18 protein-coding genes are annotated in these 20,399 nt (G+C 53.7%); 9 read left to right on the top strand and 9 right to left on the bottom strand.

The window, feature by feature from the left end; translation table 11 throughout:
* The first annotated feature begins 69 nt into the window (after window positions 1-69).
* The 5 genes from LG300_RS05845 (at window position 70) to LG300_RS05865 (ending at window position 6,697) form a co-directional block, all read left to right on the top strand.
* Complete coding sequence (locus tag LG300_RS05845) at window positions 70-357, top strand: hypothetical protein (protein WP_404377458.1); 288 nt, start codon at window positions 70-72, stop codon at window positions 355-357.
* Between the two features lie 125 nt (window positions 358-482).
* Window positions 483-3,575, top strand: coding sequence for a response regulator (locus tag LG300_RS05850; protein WP_404377459.1), 3,093 nt, complete (start codon window positions 483-485; stop codon window positions 3,573-3,575).
* Window positions 3,572-3,964, top strand: coding sequence for a response regulator (locus LG300_RS05855; protein ID WP_404377460.1), 393 nt, complete (start codon window positions 3,572-3,574; stop codon window positions 3,962-3,964). Before LG300_RS05850 ends, LG300_RS05855 begins: the two co-directional genes overlap by 4 nt.
* Entirely contained in the window at window positions 3,945-5,615 is a 1,671-nt protein-coding gene (locus LG300_RS05860) for a diguanylate cyclase (RefSeq protein ID WP_404377461.1), read from the top strand. The genes LG300_RS05855 and LG300_RS05860 overlap by 20 nt, the downstream gene beginning before the upstream one ends.
* A 479-nt stretch (window positions 5,616-6,094) precedes the next feature.
* A complete protein-coding gene (locus LG300_RS05865; protein WP_404377462.1) occupies window positions 6,095-6,697 on the top strand; it encodes an OmpW family protein in 603 nt (200 codons plus the stop codon).
* Window positions 6,698-6,769: 72 nt separating this feature from the next.
* Here LG300_RS05865 and pepQ read toward each other — a convergent pair whose 3' ends face one another.
* The 7 genes from pepQ to LG300_RS05900 all read right to left on the bottom strand — a co-directional run bounded on the left by pepQ (window position 6,770) and on the right by LG300_RS05900 (window position 14,834).
* Window positions 6,770-8,068: a Xaa-Pro dipeptidase gene (gene pepQ, locus LG300_RS05870; RefSeq protein ID WP_404377463.1), complete on the bottom strand. Its 1,299-nt coding sequence runs from the start codon at window positions 8,066-8,068 to the stop codon at window positions 6,770-6,772.
* Window positions 8,069-8,080: 12 nt separating this feature from the next.
* Window positions 8,081-8,992 carry a LysR family transcriptional regulator gene (locus tag LG300_RS05875; protein ID WP_404377464.1) on the bottom strand — a complete coding sequence of 304 codons (912 nt, stop codon included), beginning with the start codon at window positions 8,990-8,992 and terminating at the stop codon, window positions 8,081-8,083.
* 49 nt (window positions 8,993-9,041) lie between these two features.
* The gene (locus LG300_RS05880; RefSeq protein WP_404377465.1) at window positions 9,042-10,103 is read right to left on the bottom strand and encodes an ABC transporter ATP-binding protein; all 1,062 of its coding nucleotides are present in this window, start codon (window positions 10,101-10,103) and stop codon (window positions 9,042-9,044) included.
* The gene (locus LG300_RS05885) at window positions 10,100-11,116 is read right to left on the bottom strand and encodes an ABC transporter ATP-binding protein (RefSeq protein ID WP_404377467.1); all 1,017 of its coding nucleotides are present in this window, start codon (window positions 11,114-11,116) and stop codon (window positions 10,100-10,102) included. Before LG300_RS05885 ends, LG300_RS05880 begins: the two co-directional genes overlap by 4 nt.
* A gap of 7 nt (window positions 11,117-11,123) precedes the next feature.
* On the bottom strand, window positions 11,124-12,068 hold the full coding sequence (locus LG300_RS05890; protein ID WP_404377468.1) for an ABC transporter permease: 945 nt from the start codon (window positions 12,066-12,068) through the stop codon (window positions 11,124-11,126).
* A complete protein-coding gene (locus tag LG300_RS05895; protein WP_404377469.1) occupies window positions 12,065-13,114 on the bottom strand; it encodes an ABC transporter permease in 1,050 nt (349 codons plus the stop codon). Before LG300_RS05895 ends, LG300_RS05890 begins: the two co-directional genes overlap by 4 nt.
* A 148-nt stretch (window positions 13,115-13,262) precedes the next feature.
* Window positions 13,263-14,834 (bottom strand): ABC transporter substrate-binding protein, encoded by a 1,572-nt coding sequence (locus LG300_RS05900; RefSeq protein ID WP_404377470.1) that lies wholly within the window; start codon window positions 14,832-14,834, stop codon window positions 13,263-13,265.
* Between the two features lie 265 nt (window positions 14,835-15,099).
* Between LG300_RS05900 and LG300_RS05905 the strand changes: the two genes are divergently transcribed.
* Complete coding sequence (locus LG300_RS05905) at window positions 15,100-15,612, top strand: hypothetical protein (protein WP_404377471.1); 513 nt, start codon at window positions 15,100-15,102, stop codon at window positions 15,610-15,612.
* Between the two features lie 20 nt (window positions 15,613-15,632).
* Here the strand turns inward: LG300_RS05905 and LG300_RS05910 are convergent, their stop codons facing one another.
* Window positions 15,633-16,022, bottom strand: a complete 390-nt coding sequence (locus LG300_RS05910) for a glutaredoxin family protein (RefSeq protein ID WP_404377472.1) — start codon at window positions 16,020-16,022, stop codon at window positions 15,633-15,635.
* A gap of 254 nt (window positions 16,023-16,276) precedes the next feature.
* Between LG300_RS05910 and mpl the strand changes: the two genes are divergently transcribed.
* Genes mpl through LG300_RS05925 form a run of 3 tightly spaced genes read left to right on the top strand, consistent with a single transcriptional unit; the run spans window position 16,277 to window position 18,943 of the window.
* Entirely contained in the window at window positions 16,277-17,671 is a 1,395-nt protein-coding gene (gene mpl, locus LG300_RS05915; protein ID WP_404377473.1) for a UDP-N-acetylmuramate:L-alanyl-gamma-D-glutamyl-meso-diaminopimelate ligase, read from the top strand.
* Window positions 17,658-18,317 (top strand): flavin prenyltransferase UbiX, encoded by a 660-nt coding sequence (locus tag LG300_RS05920; protein ID WP_404377474.1) that lies wholly within the window; start codon window positions 17,658-17,660, stop codon window positions 18,315-18,317. Before mpl ends, LG300_RS05920 begins: the two co-directional genes overlap by 14 nt.
* Before the next feature lie 2 nt (window positions 18,318-18,319).
* Window positions 18,320-18,943, top strand: coding sequence for a LysE family translocator (locus LG300_RS05925; RefSeq protein WP_404377475.1), 624 nt, complete (start codon window positions 18,320-18,322; stop codon window positions 18,941-18,943).
* Window positions 18,944-18,999: 56 nt separating this feature from the next.
* On the opposite strand, the gene LG300_RS05930 is transcribed toward LG300_RS05925, so the two are convergent.
* Complete coding sequence (locus tag LG300_RS05930) at window positions 19,000-20,397, bottom strand: bifunctional DedA family/phosphatase PAP2 family protein (RefSeq protein WP_404377476.1); 1,398 nt, start codon at window positions 20,395-20,397, stop codon at window positions 19,000-19,002.
* Window positions 20,398-20,399: the final 2 nt, after the last annotated feature.

The raw sequence follows: 20,399 nt of genomic DNA on the forward strand, positions 1-20,399 counted from the left end.
TAAAGAGTGGCTAATTTAAACCGTTTAATAATCGTAGATGGCTTGGTTTAGCCGAATTTTCAGCAAATCATGGAGCGCTCACTTTCAAATACTGCAAAATTTACTCAACTGAAAGGTGAGGTCGTTATTTTTTTTGATGAGTATGGTAAAAGTATCCGCACCAATGTGTGCAGTTTTGTTGATGGTGTTCTCAAGCCATTTAGGTTAAGTATTGTTCAAAAAATCTTGCAAGCGGACGTTGGTGATCGTGGCGTCAAGGGAGCGAGTTTGAGGCTGTGTAGCAGTAAAGTAATCAATGGACGGGTGGGCGGTACGATTGACTTTACTGTAAAGGTAAAGGCAGCACGTTTTTGTTAAGTTTCCTTGAGTCGAGGAAAAAGATTTTGCGATACCTTAAATACCCAGCTTGGCTGGGTGGCTCCTCTCTTAATTCTGGCCTATGGTCGATAGCGGCTTTGCTAGGGTTAGGCATCGTCGGCAATATGCTGCAGCTGTCGGTGCTGTTCAACGTCTATTTCGTGTTTGGCTCTGTTGCTGTCATGTTAGCGGTTGTCTGGTTAGGTACATTGCCAGCCATCCTCGTTGGTCTTACTTCAGGGGTTTACACCTATATTTTTTGGGAAAATCCCATCACGGTGACGGTATTTGTGCTGGAAGCCGCTGTGGTTTCGTGGCTCTACCACCATAAAATTAAAAATCTGATTATCGCAAGCCTTATCTACTGGGTAGCTATCGCAGCGCCAGTGGACTTTATTCTTTTTCCGTACGTGCTTGATTGGAGTCAGGAGTTAACGCTGCTGGTGTATTTAAAGCAAGCCGTGAACGGGGTGCTAAATGCGGTGATTGCTACCGCTATTATTATTTTATGTGGGTTGACTAAACGTGCTTGGCTGCCTGCCGCAGTGTCGTTAATGAGGCTGCGTCATTTGCTTTTCTGTGCGCTGCTTTCTGTCACCCTGATGACAGGTATTCCTCTGATTCTCTATGAAGGGCACGCTATGAGGCAGGGTCAGGAGAACTTTATTGGCCAATCCTTAGAGGCGCTTGGTCACGAGTTAGCAGAGCGTTTATCAGAACCTGAAGCCGAGCAGCGCTATATGTATCACATTGGGCGTGTACGCGGCAGCAATGACATCAGTATTGGTTTGCTGGATGCCCAAGGCGATACCGTTAGCCAAGTAGGTAGCTTGAATTCATTGGCGTTAGCGCCTGGAGATGAATTAATTTCAGTAAGCGAACAAACCTTGATGTGGCTCCCTGGCGGCCTTGAAAACCCTGCCGTTCGTTTTTCTCAAGGGCGGTATGTCTTGCATATGCCTATCCAAGGCGTTGCAGGAGTCGAACAAATTATATTGGAAACCCCAGCATTAGCGACTGTGCGTGCCATGGAATCTTATCGCACGGTGCTATTTTTTATGTTAGCCGGGGTGCTGGGGTTTGGGATTGTGGTAGCGGGGCTGTTGAGCCGAATGATTACTCAGCCGTTAATTCGGCTGGGGAGGAATGGTCAGGCCTTAACGCATGCCATTGCCAACGGCGAAACGCCTGCATTACCTAAAAGCCGTATTATTGAGTTTCAGCAGCTTTCTAATTTGCTTGGTGAAATGGCCGCAGAACTTAGTTGTGCTTTTAAGCGCCTTAGGTACACACAAAGTAATCTTGAGCACCAAGTAGAGCAGCGCACACAGGCGCTTGCAAGTAGTAATGATTTGCTTAGCTCAGTATTGGATGCCGCAGCTGACTTTGCGATTATTGCTACTGATACTCAAGGAGTTGTCAAGCTCTTTAATAAAGGTGCTGAAAATATGCTTGGCTACGAAGCTAGTGAAATCATTGGTTTACACACACCAATGCTTTTTCATGATGCTGACGAGGTCGCTGCACGACTTGTTGAACTGAATCAAAGCGCGAGTAACATGCTGACTCCGTTTGAAGTGCTAACTTACCAAGCCGCGTTAGATAAGCGTGAAGCAAATGAGTGGGTATATATTACCCGATTAGGCGAGCGCTTACCCATTAAATTAGTGGTGACAGCGATTAAGGATCAGCAAGGTGGTATTACTGGCTATTTAGGTATTGCGGAGGATATTTCAGAATCCAAGCGTATAGAGCAGATGAAAAATGAGTTTGTCTCTACGGTCAGTCATGAGCTACGGACTCCGCTTACTTCTATTTCAGGAGCGCTAGGAATGGTGTCAGCGGGGGCGCTTGGTAGCGTGCCGGCTCCAGTGATGCAAATGGTCACCATTGCCCATAAAAACAGTCAGCGTTTAACACACTTAATTAATGATTTATTAGATATTGAAAAAATCGCTGCTGGTAAGCTAGTGTTCGATATGCAGTGCCAGCCTCTGCAACGTTTATTAGAAAGTGCTATTGAGGAAAATTACCATTACCACCATGAGCGTAACGTTACTTTAAGGCTAGATAATCCTTATCCTGACTGTTTGGTTAGAGTGGATGGGCAGCGTTTGCAGCAAGTGATGGCTAACTTGCTCTCCAATGCAGTGAAGTTCTCACCGGAAGGCGGGGATGTCCACGTCTTTGTGCAGCGACAATCAAATAGTATTGTCGTTAATGTTAAAGATGAGGGGGCAGGTATCCCTGAGGCGTTTAAGCCGCGTATTTTTAATAAATTTGCCCAGGTAGATGCTTCTGACTCTCGTGCCAAGGGCGGTACGGGGCTAGGTTTGGCAATTACCAAAGAGCTAGTCGAACATATGGAAGGAGAGATGGGTTTTTCCTCCGCAGAGGGGCAAGGAAGCTGTTTCTGGTTTACGCTACCCATGCATCCGCCGGAATTGAGCAGTGATCATGGAGAAGACCAGGATAGCATGGGTAATGTGTTAGTCATTGAAGATGACCCTTCTGTACTTCACGTGCTGCAAGAGATACTCGTGACAGGGGGGTATCAGGTGGATATTGCTTACAATGGTGCCATGGCGCTCAAAAAGCTGGCTAGCCACCAGTATGACGCGGTGACGGTTGATATTGGCTTGCCTGATATGAGCGGTTTTGACGTAATACATTCCCTGCGCGAGCAGCGGGCAACAAAGCATACGCCTGTCTTAGTGGTCACTGGAAGCGTAGAGCGTGGCCAAGTGGCATTAGAGGGCCATTTGGAGGATGTGGCGTGGTTAGCAAAACCGGTCCAGCCCCAACACTTGCTGGGCTTGTTAAGCGAGCAAATACAGGCAAGCCAAGAGCGCCTAGCGCTCCTGCATATAGAAGATGATCCTGATCTGCGCGCCGTCATTCGTACGATGCTTCGCGAGCATGCTCATTGTGACCATGCGTCGAGTTTGGCAATGGCCCGCCGTGCTTTATTAAAGCGCCGTTACGATGCCGTTCTTTTAGATATTGGGTTACCTGATGGAGAGGGCTGGGAGCTTCTGGAGGAAATTCGCGATATACAGCCACAAGCTCGGATTGTCATCCTTTCTGGGCAATCAGTTCATGAGCTAGATCAACATCGTGTCGAAAAAGTTTTCCTAAAATCGCGCATTAGCCCGGCGCAGCTGCTAGAGGCTATACAACAACGAACCCTACTGGCGCAGATGGTAAAGAGTGGATGAATAGTTTGGAACGCGTTTTATACGTGGAAGATGACCCTGATATTCAAACGGTGGCAACGCTCGCGTTGGAGGTCGTGGGTGGTTTCACAGTAAAGGTATGCTCCTCTGGTGAGCAAGCGCTGGAAGAAGCCGAGCTGTTTTCTCCCGACATGATTTTGCTGGACGTCATGATGCCAGGAATGGATGGGCCTTCAACGTTGGCTGCGCTACGTCGGCTGCCACACTTAGAAAAAGTGCCTGTGGCATTTATGACAGCAAAAGTTCAGCCGCATGAGGTCAATCAACTTATTGCGCTGGGGGCTGAGAATGTTATTGCCAAACCGTTTGACCCGATGACCCTAGCACATCAAGTCCGCACTCTTTGGGAGCATGCGTGTGGTAAACGGTGAACCTAACTCGCTTGAGCATAAGCTGGCGCTATTAAAAAAGACTTACCAGCAAAATTTGCAGACAGAACTTGCGTCTTTATGCCAAGAGCTAAGCAAACTGCAGAAATGTATTCGATCTCAGCTGATGGCATCAGCAGGTGTTGTTAATACCGTGGTGGATACCTCACCGCGTGCCATGCTTGAAGATGTCTATCGGCGCTTGCATAAGCTAGCCGGATCTGCAGGCACATTTGGTTTTGATGCGATTGGCCATCAGGCACGCCTATTAGAAGGAGTGTTAAAGCGCTGCCTAGAAGAGGGGAAGGCTGCCATTGATTTACAGCTAATAGATGTGGTCAGCAGCCAGCTACAATCCATGCAGGTAGAGTTGGTGCCAAGCCTAAAGAAAGTCTCACCAGTAAAAGCAAAACCTGGTAAAGGCTCCATGGCTGCAAATATATGGTTGATTGAAGAAGATGCAGAGCTTGGTCAGCTTATCCTGGAGCAGTTAACGAACTTCAGCTATGCAGTACGCCTTTTTTCTTCTGTTCCTGCTGCGTGTAAGGAAATTAATAAAGAGACTCCTGACATTGTGATTGTCGATGTCAAGACAAGCGTTGAACACTGTTCTCCACTTCATGCGCTATCGTGTCCACTGCTATTTATTAGCAACAGCGATACATTTGATGCACGTATGCAAGCAGCCCAGCTGAATGCCCAGGGCTATTTTTTAAAGCCGCTAAATATACCGCAGTTGGTTAACCGGCTAGAACAGCTGTTGCAAGAGTACAAATCACCACCGGCACGTATTTTAGTGGTGGACGATGACCAGCAGCTGGCTGCGTATTATCAGCTGGTGCTGGAGTCGGCTGGTATGGAAGTACGTATTCTTGATAAGCCGCGCTACATCATTGAGCAGCTTAATTCGTTTAGGCCGGATTTGCTGTTAATGGATGTACACATGCCAGACTACGATGGCCCAGATTTGGCCTCAGTTGTCAGGCAGTATGATGAGTGGAGCAGCCTGCCGATTGTGTTTTTATCCGCAGAAATGGATTTAAGTAAGCAGGTGGATGCGCTAAGCCATGGAGCGGATGACTTTTTGACCAAGCCAATTCTTGCAGCACAGTTAATAGCGTCTATCCGCGTGCGGGTAGCGCGCTCACGCACGCTATCGGCACTACTGAATAGGGATAGCCTAACAGGGCTGTTGAAGCATGCCAGTATCAAAAGTGCCGCGATGAATGAAGTTACCCGTGGCTTTCGTCAGGGCTATCCCGTAGTAGTCGCTATGATCGATATCGATAACTTTAAATCGATTAATGATACCTACGGCCATGCTGTCGGTGATGTTGTGATTGCTTCGGTGGCGACCCTGCTACGCCAGCGGCTACGCCAAACCGATATGATTGGGCGTTATGGCGGGGAAGAGTTTTTATTAGTTATGCCACACTGCTGTGCAGAAGATGGCCGGAGACGATTGGAAGATATCCGGGAATACTTTTCTCGGCTGCGTTTCAATCATGGTGATCAGGAGTTTGCCTGTACCTTGTCTGCAGGTATGGTGTGCAGTGCTGACGCGATACATGATGATCAGGATAGGCTTCTGGTGGTAGCAGACGAGGCGCTATACCGCGCTAAGCGCCGTGGGCGCAACCAAGTTTGTCATTAAACCAATGACCACTTTTGAGGCAATTGGCCAATAACATGCGCACCCTTGGTGCACTTTAAAGGGAGTGATGGTGTTGCTGAAGCTACGGCCTGGCTACTTTATTTTATAAGCTATTATTTTTAATGGGTAAAAAATATAGTGGCACGCTGCTCGCTATATAAAAGTAAGCAGCAAATGAATAAAGCTACCTACGAGTAAACGGGTGCTTTCCCTTCTTTGCTATATCGCTGCGGTTTAGCCGTGCGGTACAACGAGTGAGCTGGCGTGCTCCACCTGGGTCCCCTTCGGGGGACTTTTTTTGTTTCTAGGGTTTGTGTTTCTAGGATTTGTCTGTGCAAGGGTAGTTGAAGAAAGCTATCAGATTAATAAAACCTATATTAAAATTTCACAGGAAATTTTAAAACAGTGTTCGTATAGTATATGTTGTACAGGAAGGCTGGTGGTAACTGGCATCAATCTCAAGCAAGAGGATGACCCTGATGAGCAATATGAAATTGATCACCGCGGCGATTTTTTCTGCTAGCGCTTTGGTAAGCCAAGCGGCGCTGGCATATGAAGCTGGTGATATCTTTGTTCGCGGTGGTGTTGCCCAAACGGACACGGGTTCTGAAAATGGAAATGTGGGTACAGCAGAGCTAGACGTAGATAATGCGCGTGGTTTTACCTATGGTGCGGGTTATCTGTTCAGCGATAAGATCGGCGTTGAATTAAACAGCTCTGAGAAGTTTGAACACGATTTAAGCGCAGCGGGTGCAAGTGCAGGCAGTGTTGATCGCTTGCCAGTGAACCTGCTGGTGAACTACTACCCGATGGGTGGTTTGGAGTCCAGAGTACAGCCCTATGTGGGGGTTGGCTTAAACTACACTAGCTTTTCCAGTGAGCCGAGTGGCTTGAGTATTGATGAGAGCTACGGCGCGATTGGCCAAGCAGGTGTTGATCTGGCAGTGACCGACAACATCATGCTGAATGGCTACGTTAGCTATGCTGACGTCAATGCGGACATCAACGCTGCTGGCGCAACGATTGGCGAAGTCGATATTGAGCCTGTCACTATTGGTGGTGGTATCACTTACCGTTTCTAATCAAGGCTCTATAGACCAACGCCCGGCCACAACCATGTGAGCCGGGCGTTTTTATTTACCAAGCGGCTATGGCTATTGCGTCAGATTCTGCGCACCGCTGTCGGTGACTAAAATATTATCTTCGACACGGATGCCGCCGCACACGGTCAGGGCATCGATTAGCGACCAGTTAATCGGCAGCGCTTTGTTGCGTAATGGAGCCAGCAGCATAGGAATAAAGTAGAGTCCTGGCTCAATGGTCACTACCATGCCGGGTTGCAGCGTGCGGGTAAGGCGTAGGGCAGGGTGGGACTTAGGGGCAGGCGAAAGCGTTCCGTCTGGCTGTCTCAGTCCCGCCACATCGTGTACCTGAATGCCTAGCGAGTGGCCCAAACCATGGGGGCAGAAGGCTCGTGTCACTCCGGTTTCCACAGCGCTTTCTGCGCTGCCGTCGTAAAGCCCGTGTGAGATCAATATTTCCGCTAAGCCTTGATGCATCTGCTCGTGAAGCGCAATGAAATCAACGCCAGGGGCGATATGGGCGATCAGCGAATCTTTCAGGCCATGCATGGCGGTCACCAAGTCGCCAAACTCACTTGGGGCGTCCGGGCCTGCGTAGGTGCGGGTAATATCGGCGCAGTAGCCGCGAAAGCGCCTGCCTGCGTCCACCAGCAGGCTATAGCGGTGTTTGGGCGGCATCAGGTCGTAGCGTTGGTAGTGTAAAACCCCCGCGTGCTCATTTAACCCGATGATATTTTGATAGGGCACTTCAGATTCGCGCTGGCGGCTGGCACCTAGATAAGCAAGCTGAATATCCAGCTCGCTGGACGCACCGATAAAAGCAGCATTGGCGGCTTGGTGACCCGCAATAGCCAGGCGGTTGGCTTCCCGCAAGCAGGCGATTTCGTAGGCGGTTTTGACCATCCGCAGCTCGTCCAGCTCGCGTATCAGCGTCTCGGGCTGTAGCGTGGCACTCTTGGCTAGCTGGGGGGCACTCTCAAGCGCCGCCACATCACCAATAATCGCGGCGTGGCCGGTTAGCGGTGGCGTGATCTTATTGCTGCAGAGATGAATATCAAATTCAGCTACCCAGGGCTCTTCCGGCAGCTGGACAGGCAAATGCCAGAAATCCGCCGGTGCATAGAGGTAGAGCTGCGGCCGTTGGTTGGGTTGGATCACCAGCCAGCTATGCTGGATATCTGACATGCCTACCCAGTGAATAAAGTGACCATAGGATTGGAAGCTGGTGGCGTGGTCATCCGCGAAGTGATTACGCGCGTGGCCGCTATAAATCGCCAGGCTATCCAGCTGGTGGGCAGCCATGCACTCATGATAGGCGCGTTGAAGTGACGCGATATGTTCACGCTGGTGTTGGTAAAGCGTTGCTGACATGCGTATATCCTTTCAAAGTCGGGGCGGGGTAAGCTCGCTCCATAGACTGTCCAGCTCGGCATGGTGCTGGCTTTGGTGACGATAAAGCCGCAGTTCCATCGGAACGTCCCAACGGCTATCGCCCGCCCTGACAAGCGTGCCTTTTGCCAGCTCTTCAGCCACATTGCGTTCAGGCAGCCAGCTCATACCATAGCCCAGTAGCACCAGCTCTTTAATGCCCGCTGCATAGAGATTTTCGCTTTGCGCGGTGAGGTGCGTACTTTGCGGTAGACGCGCTAAGTGCGCTTTTACCGCAGAACCTAGAAGCCCCCGCTTAGGGTAGGCTAACCAAGGGATTGGCTGCTGGCGAGAACCAGGTAGCAGTGCGCAGGGTGTGCCGTCGGCTTTTAAGCCTGTCACAGGTATCAACCGCTCATGGCCAATCACTCGGTAGGTGCAGGCGCTGGTATCAATATCCAGGTCGCAGCGCCCAATCGGCCAGTAGCAAATCGCCAAGTCGCACTCTGCACGGGCAAGCGCCTGGAAGTAGTCGCTGGCCACCCAGCCCGTCGCCCTTAAATAAGGCTGCACACGCTCCTGCCAGCCGGTGCGGGCAAGCCACTCCGGTAAAAAATGCCCCAGTAAACTCTGCGGTGCCGCCACCATAATGCGCCGCTGTTGGCCGGCACTGATTTCACGGACACGATCGCGGGTTAGGCGAACCCGCTCGGTGACCTGTTCGCAGAGGGTGAGAAACTCTTCCCCCGCGGGCGTTAACGACAGCGGCAACGTTTGCCGATTAATCAGCGTAACGCCCATCTCCTCTTCCAGCAGTTTAATACGTCGAGAGAAGGTGGGCTGTGTCACATGCTGTTCGTCGGCAGCGCGGGAGAAGTGTCGCGTTCTGGCCAGGGCAATAAAGTCTTCTAGCCAGCGAATTTCCATGCCTTACCTCGTAAAGCGGCTAAGCGTGTGTCTGAGAGTAGGGCCGCACTCATAGGCGGCCTTCTTCAACAGCGTGACACGCAACGCGAGTGCCGTCATCCTGGGTTTGTAGCGCAGGGATCTCCTGTTTGCAGCGGGCGTTGGCATGGGGGCAACGGCCATGGAACACACAGCCACTGGGTAGGTTCACCGGCGTAGGCACCTCACCCGAGAGGCGAATATGTTGGGGGCGGTCATCCTCTAAACGGGGAATGGCCGATAGCAGCGCTTGGGTATAGGGGTGCCGGGGTTTGGCAAATAGCGTGGCGGTGGTGGCGACTTCACAGACTGTGCCTAGATACATCACCGCTACCCGCGTTCCAAAGTGTTCCACCACCGCTAAGTCGTGGGTGATAAACAGATAGGTGAGGTGGCGGTCCCGTTGGGCATCCATCAGCAGGTTAAGCACCTGGGCCTGAATCGATACATCTAACGCCGAGATGGGCTCATCGGCGACGATAAATTCAGGGTCGACGGCGAGGGCACGGGCAATGGCGATCCGTTGGCGCTGGCCGCCGGAGAATTCATGGCCAAAGCGTTTGCCCCAATCCGGGTCGATGCCCACCGAGCGCATCACTTCCTCAACCTTGTCGAGGATCTGCTGGCGGTTCCAGTCTGGGTGGTGCAGGCGCAGCGGCTCTTCCAGGGTTTGCTGAATTGTCATACGCGGGTTAAGCGACGCGTAGGGGTTCTGGAAGATCATCTGCATGCGCTTGCGATAAGGCAGCAGCTGTTTGGTGCTTAGGTTATCGATACGCTGGCCGTCGTAGCGGATCTCACCCTCTGATGGCGTGATAAGCCCCATAACGGTACGTGCGACGGTAGATTTACCGCAGCCGGACTCACCGACTACGCAGAGCGCTTCGCCGCGTTTGATATCCAGGTTTACACCGTTGATGGCGTGGACATACTCCTGGTGGCGAACCAGCTTTCCGCCCTTGAAACGTAGCTGCTCCAAAAAGTCACCAGAGAGGGAGAAGCGCTTTTTCAGGCCGCGAATTTGCAGCAGCGATTCGCTGCTCTCTTCATTTTGAGTAGGGGTAGTGGGGATGATGTCAGCCTGGGCGCTCATAGGCTCTCCTCCTTCTGGCGGCGGTCTTCCAGCATTTCCGCCACCATATGGCAGGCAACGCGACAGTTACCGGATTCAACAAAGTCGGGTACTTGCTGGGTACATGCGGGACGGGGCTGGCCGTCGGCACGGTTGATAAAATCGCAGCGGGGGTGGAACGCACAGCCGCTGGGTAGGTTAGAGAGCGACGGCATACTGCCGCGAATCTGGTTAAGCTTTTCACCTGGCGTTGCCATCTGCGGCAGCGCGTTAATCAAGCCTTGGGTGTAGGGATGCTGCGGGTCGTTGATAATTTCCCGCGTGGGGCCTTGCTCAATCACTCGACCTGCGTACATGACCAGCATTCGCTGAGTCACTTGGCTCACCACGCCCAGGTCGTGGGTGATCAGAATCAAGCCCACGTTGTGCTGCTCGCACAGCTCCAGCAGCAGTGCCATGATCTCGGCTTGAATCGTCACGTCCAGCGCTGTGGTAGGCTCGTCGGCGATAATAATATCCGGGTCGAGCAGCAGGGCGATGGCAATGATAATGCGTTGGCGCATGCCGCCGGAGAGCTCGTGGGGATACTGATCCAAGCGCTTTTCCGGCGAGGGGATCTGCACCTGGCGCAGCTTATCCAGGGCGATAGCCCGTGCCTCTTTAGTGGAAATACGGCGATGCGCCTTTAAACACTCCACCATCTGCTCTCCAATGGAGAGCACTGGGTTCAGGGTCATCATCGGGTCTTGAAAGATCATCGAAATGCGGTTGCCGCGTACTTTGCGAAGGCCGCGTTCCGACATGGTGTTGAGCGTTTGACCATCAAATGTGATGCTGCCACCGGCAATAAAGCCGGGTTTGGCAATCAGGTTCAGCAGCGAGAAAGCCGCCACGGATTTGCCCGCACCGGATTCGCCCACGATCCCCAGGCGCTCACCGCGCTCCAGGGTGAAGTTGACGTCGCGCAGGGCGCGCACTTCGCCCTGGCGTAGGGCAAAGCGGACATCGAGATGAGAGACTTCAAGAAGTGCCATGGTGTCCTCAGCCTTTGTAGAGTCGTGGGTTCATGACATCGCGCAGCCAGTCGCCCAGAAGATTGATTGACAGCACCAGCACCACCAGTACCGCACCGGGGATTAGCGTGATCCACCAAGAGCCTGACTGAATATAGTCAAAGCCTGCTTTAATGAGCGAACCCAGCGATGGGTGGGTTTCCGGCATACCCAGCCCCAAAAACGATAGCGCCGCTTCAGAGATAATCGCGTTGGCAATTTGCACCGTTGAGATAACGAAGATCGGTGACAGCGTGTTCGGCAGCACATGGCGGAACATAATGCGTTTGCTCCGCAGACCCATCACACGGGCGGCATCTACATACTCCTTGTTTTTCTCGGCGAGCACCGAGGCGCGCACCGTGCGGGCGTACTGCGGCCACTCGGCAAGCCCGATAATCAAAATCAGCATTAGCACGGCGTATTGGCTGTAAAACGCGCTGCCCAGCGTGGCTTTCACCACCGCACCTACGACGATGGCCACCATCAGCGTAGAGAACGAGAGCTGGATATCCGCCAAGCGCATCAGAAACGCGTCGACACGGCCGCCCAGATAGCCTGCCATCAGGCCGAAGGTCACCCCTAGCAGGGCTTGCAGCGCCACCGCGCCAAAGCCAATCAGTAGTGAAACCCGCGTGCCGTAGAGAATGATCGACAAAAGGTCGCGCCCTTGGGCGTCGGTGCCCAGGGTGTACATCTCATCGGCGCCGTCAATCCAGAAGGGCGGCAATTCGGAGGCGAGAATGTCGATTTGGGCCAGGTCATAAGGGTCGGTAGGCGCTAGTAGCGGTGCCGAGAACGCTGCGATGACCAGGCAGATAAAGACCGCTAAGCATAGCTGTGCTGTGCGGTCGCGTTTGAAGCTGTACCACAGGTAGGAGTCGCGCAGGCGCTCCCAGCGGCTTGGAGCAGTAGAGGGAGTGGACGTTGTCATGCGGGCTTACCAGTCAGTTTTACAGTGGGGTTCACGAAGCCGTAGATCAAATCCACGATGGTGTTCGTGACCACGAAAATGACGCCGACAATCATCAAATAGGTAACAATCAGCGGAATATCGGCGCGGTTAATGGCATCAAGGAACATCAGTCCCATGCCCGGCCATTGGAAAACGGTTTCGGTCAAAATGGTGTAGGCCACCATGGTGCCGATCTGTACGCCGCCCACGGTAATCACCGGCAGCATGGTGTTTTTCAGCGCGTGAACGAAATAGACACGGCGCATGGAGATACCTTTAGCACGGGCGTACTTGACGTACTCGGACTGCAGCACTTCCATCATTTCTGCACGGATTAAGCGGATGAAGAGGGGGAGCATAATAGAAGCCAACGACACCGCAGGCAGGATGAGGTGCTTTAAGCCATCCCAGGTGACCAGGTTGGTATCCCAATGGCCCACGACATGCACCAAGTCGTAGCCACGGCCAAACGATGGCATGTTGCCTTCGGTCGAGAGTAGCCCGTTCAACCAAGCGCCCCAGGCGGTGCTTTCTGGGAAGAGGGAGACTGTCACGCCGATCGAGAAAATCTGGATCAATACAATCGCGGTTAGAAAGACCGGGATAGAGATACCAATAATGGAGGCACCCATAAAAAATCGCGATATGGGCGAGCGGGGCTTAATGGCGCTATACACACCAATCGGTACTGAGAACAGCACAATAATGAGCGTAGCGCCAAACACTAGCTCAAGGGTGGCTGGTAGGTGCCGGGCAATCACTTCCAGCGCGGGTTCACGGTAGAAGTAAGAGTAGCCAAAGTCACCCTGCACGGCGTTTTTAGCAAAGCGTACATACTGCACCAGGAACGGGTCGTTTAAACCTAACCGTTCGCGGATTGCCTCGCGCTCACTTTCGGGGACCGACTGTCCGACCATCTGTTGTACAGGGTCACCCAGGTTATCCTGGATGGCGAAGGCCAGTACACTGATGACAAACATCACCAATATTGCGTGCATCAGCCGCTTGATTAAAAAAGCAATCATGGCGTACGCCACCTATGTTATAGGTTTCACGGAGGAACGGTTGCAAGAAACTGCCAAGCACAGGGCAATTGGCATATAAAACGCTTCGCCCTCCAGCGGGGCTGGAGAGCGAAGCATCCTTGCGCGGAGTTTCAGTTAAGCGTAGGGATTAGCGGTTAATCACCAAGTCGCCTAGGTAGGGGAAGTCCAGTGCGCTGACCACCGGCTCAACGTCAACGCCTTCGGCAGCTGCATAGGCCAGGTTTTGCCAGTGCAGCGTGATGAAGCCAACGTCTTCATACAGCATCGCCTCGGCTTCACGCAGCATCTCGTTGCGTTTTTCCAGATCGGTTTCGCTATCTGCCTCAGTGACCAGAGCATCGATCTCTTCGTTGCAGTAGCTGCCGTAGTTGTATTGGCCAGCGCCGGTCTCTTCATCGATACAGAAAGAGAGGTACTGGAAGAAGTTGGCGGTATCTTCGGTATCCGCGTGCCAACCAATCATGGCGATATCAGACTGGCGAGTGTCATACTCGGGCCAGTATTGAGCCAGCGGCATGGTGCGCAGGTTAACCGTAATGTTGATACGGGCCAGCATGTTGGCAACTGCCTGGGCGATTTGGGCATCGTTCACGTAGCGGTTGTTCGGCGCAATCATGTCAACGCTGAAGCCCTCTTCGTAGCCTGCTTCGGCCATCAGCGCTTGGGCACGCTCAAGATCGTAACGAGGCACGAGATCCGGGTTGTGGCCAGAGTAGCCTTCCGGTGAGAACTGGCCAGCGGGCGTTGCGAAACCACGCATTAGGCGGTCGGCAATGCCTTCCTGGTTAATGGCCAGGTCAACGGCCTGACGAACACGGGCATCTTGGAAGGCTTCGACGCGCTCTTCATTCAACTGGAAGCCAATAATACGGGTGCCGGGCACTTCAACTAGGTTGACACCATCGGCTTCGCGAACACGGTCAAGGTCGTTAGGTGGAACGGCATCAATAAAATCGACACCGCCTGATAGCAGAGCCGCGACGCGTGAGGCGTTTTCAGCAATTGGCGTTAACACGATTTCAGAGACGTTGCCTTCGGTTTCGGTGTCCCAGTAATCTTCGAAGCGCTTGAAGTCAACGCGCACGCCCTGGCGGCGGTCGGTGACGATAAACGGGCCGGTGCCGGATACGTTGCGAGAGGCGAAGGAGTTGCCTGCTTTGACAATTTCTGCTTTGTCTTTGCCGTCTTCGGTCTCGCCAGTGTAAAACTCGCTATCCATCGGGAAGATATAGGTAGCAAGGTTGAGCAGCAGCGGGTAGGGCTCAGCAGTAGTAATTTCAACAGTGTAATCGTCAATAGCTTCGGCGCTGGCTACTGGCTCAAAAATAGCGCGGTAGTCCGGGCTCTCTTTCAAACGCTCGATAGTCCACACGACATCTTTGGCGGTGAAGGGGTTGCCTGAGTGGAAGGTAACGCCTTCACGCAGCGTCATCCGCATGGTGGTCTCGTCTACCTGCTCCCATTCAGTGGCCAGACGCGGCTCAAACTGAAAATCCTTGGTCCAGCGAACCAGCGGGTCAAAGGCGAGGTGCGAAAAGCGCAGTACGCCGCCTGACAGCTGCTCGTGAAGGTCCAGGGTTTCCGGGTCGGCAGAGTAACCAATGCGCAGAGTTTCTGCACTTGCCGTCATGGGGAGTAGCGCGGTGCCAAAGACGGCAGCACCAATGACTGAGGCCAGTAGTGTTTTCTTAAGCGTCATAAAGGATCCCTTTCGTGTTGTTTGTTGTTCGCTTTACTGAAGCGGTGTTGATGGTCAGTAAAACAGACGCGGCCAGCTCGTAAGCTATGCTGACAACATAGAGAGAGGCGTATACGTCATACAATCGAAATAATGACAGGCATCATTCATCTGCTGAATGATGGGGATAAAAGCGGTGATTGTTTGGCATAGTAATAGACAAAAGTTGAATATGTCGGCACCCGTAGGCGAGTGGTGCTTATCCCACTACAGAGCGTAACAGATCATGCTAAAACAGAATATTATGTGGTTAGTTGCCAGCATCATGGCGGGCAGCTCGCTACTGGTGAGCGCTGATGAAACCGCCGATATGGTGGGTACACTGGGTGATAAAGAGTATGCCTGGTTTGTATTGCGCCAAGGCGATGATTCCAATGCATCGTTTATGGAAGTGGGTGACCAGGTACACATTGAGGTGACTGGCTTTACCGACCCGGTAGAGTGGGATGCTCAGGAAGCGTTGATGATGCGCTTAACGCTGGAGCAGGGCGAGCTTGTTGAGGCAAGCGTTTTACAGCTTATTGGAGAGACAGCGATGCCGCCCCTCTACACGTCCGAGGGTGGCGATATCTCGGTCGTTCTTAGCTACATAGAGCGAGAGGGGCGTTTGCTTCATGTGGCAGGGCAGGTAGAGGGGCAGCTGGCGCTGCAGCACACGCTAGACTCGCCACCTGTGGCCGATGAAGGGGTGGCACTTAGCGTGCGCTTCGATATTACTGCACAGAAAGTAGCCTTCTAGCAGGCTGGCATTGGCCGTTACTACGCCCCAAAACGCTGGTGCAGCCAGCGGTTAATGTCGTCAGACTCATATAGCCACTCTACCTGGCCGTCGTCATGCTTGATTTTTAGGCAGGGCACCTTCACTTTGCCGCCCCCTTCCTGCAGCGCCTGTTTATGCGCTGGATCTAACTGGGCATCGCGCAGCTCAATATTCAGGCCAAGGCGGGCAATCTCTTTACGCACTTTGATACAGAACGGGCAGGTTCTGAACTGGTAAAGCGCGAGATGCTGGCAGGCTGCATCGACTTGGGCTTGTTCTTCCGGCGTGCGCTCAACGGCTTTGGGTGTGGAAAGCTTTTCAGATATCAGCATGACAGGGGCTAGCAGAACGCGAACGCCCCTGAAAAAGTAACGAACTAGAATTCGCATAATTGGCTCCTCTCGCCATGCCAATGATGGATTGGCTGCGGTGGTCGGGATTGGAATTAAGAAAGAAAAGGTGGGCGCATCCTGCAACAAATTGCCGGCATTGTCACTTTCTGGCTTCTGAGACTGCTCTCAATGGTGACGCTGACAGAGAACGAGATGAGCAACACTGCCTAGCGTGATAATCTCAACAGTTATTGATGAATTCTTTACTTAGTACAGCCTGTTGAAACGGTTAGGGAAGGAGCGCTTAGCCCATGCGTCTGCATATTATCGGTATCTGTGGCACCTTTATGGGGAGCCTCGCACTACTTGCGCGGGAGCTTGGCCATGAGGTGAGCGGCTCGGATGCCAATGTTTATCCGCCGATGAGCACGCAGCTAGCCGAAGCGGGGATCACCTTGATGGAGGGGTATCGGGAAGAAAACCTGTCCAACGCCATCGATTTAGTTGTGGTAGGTAATGCACTCTCAAGGGGCAACCCCGAGGTGGAGGCGCTGCTGAATAGCGGCAAGCGCTATACCTCTGGGGCGCAGTGGCTAGCCGATTATGTGCTGCCCAAGCGCAAAGTGATTGCCGTGGCAGGCACCCATGGAAAAACGACCACAGCCAGTTTACTGGCTTGGCTACTGGAGAGCGCAGGGCTGAAGCCTGGCTTTCTGATTGGTGGCGTGCCGCGTAATTTCGGTGTGTCCGCGCGCTTGGGCGACCCAAAGGCTCCCTTTGTAGTAGAAGCCGATGAGTATGACACGGCCTTTTTCGATAAGCGCTCCAAGTTTGTGCACTACCGGCCTGATATTGTGGTCATGAACAATCTTGAGTTTGATCATGCGGATATTTTCCCTGACCTTGCCGCTATCGAGCGCCAATTCCATCATCTTGTCCGCACGGTGCCCAGCCAGGGGCACTTGCTGGTAGCCGACCGGCAGCCTGCGCTTGAGCGTGTCCTTGCCATGGGGGCTTGGTCACCGGTGGCTTTCTTTGGCACCGACGCCGCGAGCCAGTGGCAACTGCGCCTGGAGCGAGCTGACGGTAGCCGTTTTCAGGTGCTTCACCTAGAGGGTGAAGGGGAAGAGGATAGCGTCGTAGAGTGGACGCTCACCGGCGAGCATAACGCCCGTAATGCACTGGCAGCGCTGGCCGCCGCGCGGCTATGCGGGGTGAATTTGGCGCGGTCTTGCGCGGCGCTGGCCCGCTTTCAAACGCCTCGCCGGCGGCAGGAGGTAAGGGGCGAAGTGAACGGTATTCAGGTCATCGACGACTTCGCCCATCACCCAACGGCCATCGCCGCCACCCTTCAGGGCTTGCGCGCAGCGACCACTAAAGGCCGCCTGCTGGCGGTGATCGAGCCACGTTCCAATACCATGCGCCTAGGGGCATTGCGTGAGCGGTTGAATGACAGTGTGGCCGAGGCGGATGCGGTGTTCTGGTTTCAGCCAAGCGGCGTGGCTTGGTCGATGGAGTCTCTAGTGGCGGCGCAAGGCGAACGGGCGTCGCTATACAGCGATATTGACGCGCTGGTAAAGGCGGTGGTCACTCAAGCGGCACCTCTAGACCGCATCGTGGTGATGTCTAACGGCGCCTTTGAAGGCGTGCATGAGCGGTTACTCGCCGCACTAACGGAGCGGGAGAAACAGCGTGACTCACTTTAAGCCCCCAGTGACCGTGGCGCTGACAGGCGCATCGGGCGCACAGTATGGCCTGCGGCTGATTGACGTGCTGGTAGAAGCCGGACATGAAGTGTGGGTGATGATTTCCAAGGCGGCCCATATGGTGATTGCCACGGAAACCGATGTCTCGCTGCCTGCCCAACCGCAGCGCCTGGTGGGCGCGCTTACCGAAAAAAGCGGCGCCCGGCCCGGGCAGATTCGCTGCTTTGGACGAGAAGACTGGATGGCACCGGTAGCATCGGGGTCTGGTGCGCCTTCGGCCATGGTGATCTGCCCCTGCTCAACAGGAACGCTGTCGGCAGTAGCAACCGGTGCCAGCAATAACCTGATTGAACGCGCAGCAGACGTAGCGATTAAAGAGCGCCGCACGCTGGTGATGGTGCCCCGCGAAAGCCCATTTTCGCCGATCCATTTAGAACACATGCTGGCACTTAGCCGTCTAGGTGTCGTGATTCTGCCCGCCGCGCCGGGGTTTTATCACCGCCCTCAAAGCATGGACGATCTGATCGACTTTATTGTTGCTCGTATACTCAATCAGTTGGGTATTGCCCACTGTCTAATGCCCCGCTGGGGGGAAGAGCAGAATTCAACACATGCATCCAGCGATGCGGAGAACAGGGAAGAATAATCATGATGTCATGGGCGACGCTCTCGGTGTTTGTACCCACGTTTCTGTTTGTTTCATTAACTCCCGGCATGTGTATGACACTTGCCATGGTGTTGGGCATGACCCAAGGGGTGAAACGCACGCTGTGGATGATGGTGGGCGAGCTAATTGGCGTTGGTTTTGTAGCTGCCGCAGCTGGGGCGGGCGTAGCGGCATTGATGCTTCGCCAGCCAGAGCTGTTTATTGCCTTTAAATGGGTGGGTGGTGCGTATCTGGCCTACCTGGGCATTATGATGTGGCGCTCGCGGGGGAGAATGGCGATTCCTAGCGAGCTGGATAGCGGCCCGGCAGCTGGGCGCCTCCAGCTAGCGATGCAGGGTTTGGTGACGGCCGTGGCTAACCCCAAAGGATGGGCGTTCTTCATGGTACTGCTGCCCCCTTTTCTAGATGGCAGCAAACCGCTTGCTCCACAGCTGAGTATGTTGATTGCTGTCATCTTAACCATCGAGTTTGCTAGCATGTTGGTATACGCCACGGGCGGTAAAACACTGCGTAAGCTGCTGGGTAAAAGCGGTAATGTGCGGCTGCTTAACCGTATCGCGGGCACACTGATGATCGGCGTGGGTGTTTGGCTAGCGTTAGGTTAAGCGGGGCAATTTGGCTGCCCTGCTGGTCTAGGTGGAGAAGCGGTGGGCGGATGGGATCACACCGGCGGAAAAAAAGCCACTCGCACGCCAACGAGGAGTAGCGACCCAAGTAGGAGCCTTGCCCAGGGAATGGATGGCAGCGGCCTGCGATAGCGCCGTTGCCAGTTAAGTTGAATCAGTGCACATACCACCAGCCCTAGTAGCGCGCCGCCAACTAGGTCACTCAGCCAATGAACGTCCAGCACTAGACGTGAAAGCGCCATGGGAAGCGTGATGCCGATAGCAAGCCAATATACCCACATGCGCCGCTGCCGTGGCTGCCTTGAGGCGATCAAAACTGCCATCACGCCTGTAACCACTACCCAGGTGGAAGTGTGGGCACTAGGGTAAGAAAACGAACCGACCAAATAGTCTGGTGTATCAGGCCTCGCCCTACCAAACACGGCTTTACCCAGCGTATTCAGCACGCCGATACCGCCAAGGGCTAGGGCACCGTGGGTGAGTAGGTCAAATCGCTTAACGAGCAGCAGCCAAAGTGCCCATGGAGCGGCGAGCATGATGATCCCGGCTTTGTCACCCACTTTGGCGAGTAGCAGGCTGGCGTCCACTAACCAGGGGGAGCGCAGCCAGGCAAACAGCTGTTTCGCCTGCAGGTCAATCAGCAAGGGGCCGTCGTGCTGCATAATAAGAAGCGTCCAGGCGGATGCCGCAGTGAGCGCTATGAGGCATAAAAAGAGCGAGGCTAGCGGCACTTCGCCGTTACGGCTCATCGCAAGCCATGGGCGACGCATGGCGGGTACGCGACGGGCCAGATGGGCAATGGCGAAATATATCCGCCCGTGGCGGCCTACTTGGGCGCGCCCCCAGGAAAACATGACCGCTAATATAATAACGCTGGCTGCCAGCATGATGATGGCCATTTCCACATTAGCGGGTAAGTTGAGCCGCTGTTGCCATGTGTGGCCGAGTAGATAGCCAGGCAGTACATAAGCGGGTGCCCAGAGAGCCGCAGATATAATATTAGCCCAGGCAAAAGTACGTCCAGGCATTCGCATCATGCCTGCTACTAAGGGAATAATAGGGCGCACAGGCCCGATAAACCGGCCGATAAATACCGAGTAGATCCCATAGCGTTCAAAAAAGCGTGCTCCACGCCCTAGCCATTCAGGGTGAAGCGATAGTGGCCAGCGGGTGGTGACGGTATCGCTATGGCGGTAACCCAGTAAGTAACTGGCACTATCTCCGAGTACCGCGCCAATAAAGGCAGCGCTGATTATCCAGGGCAGTGCAATTGCTTGGTGCCCTGCGATAGACGCGGCAGCAGTAATAAGCACGACGCCTGGCACGAGTAACCCCACCAGTGCCAGGGACTCTACCAGAGCAATGCCTAGTACCAGCAAAAGCAGCAGTGCAGGTGATAACGACAGGGATAGCAGCGTATCGTTAATAGACAAGG

It is taken from the genome of Vreelandella aquamarina (assembly GCF_044805175.1).
Taxonomy (GTDB): domain Bacteria; phylum Pseudomonadota; class Gammaproteobacteria; order Pseudomonadales; family Halomonadaceae; genus Vreelandella; species Vreelandella aquamarina_B.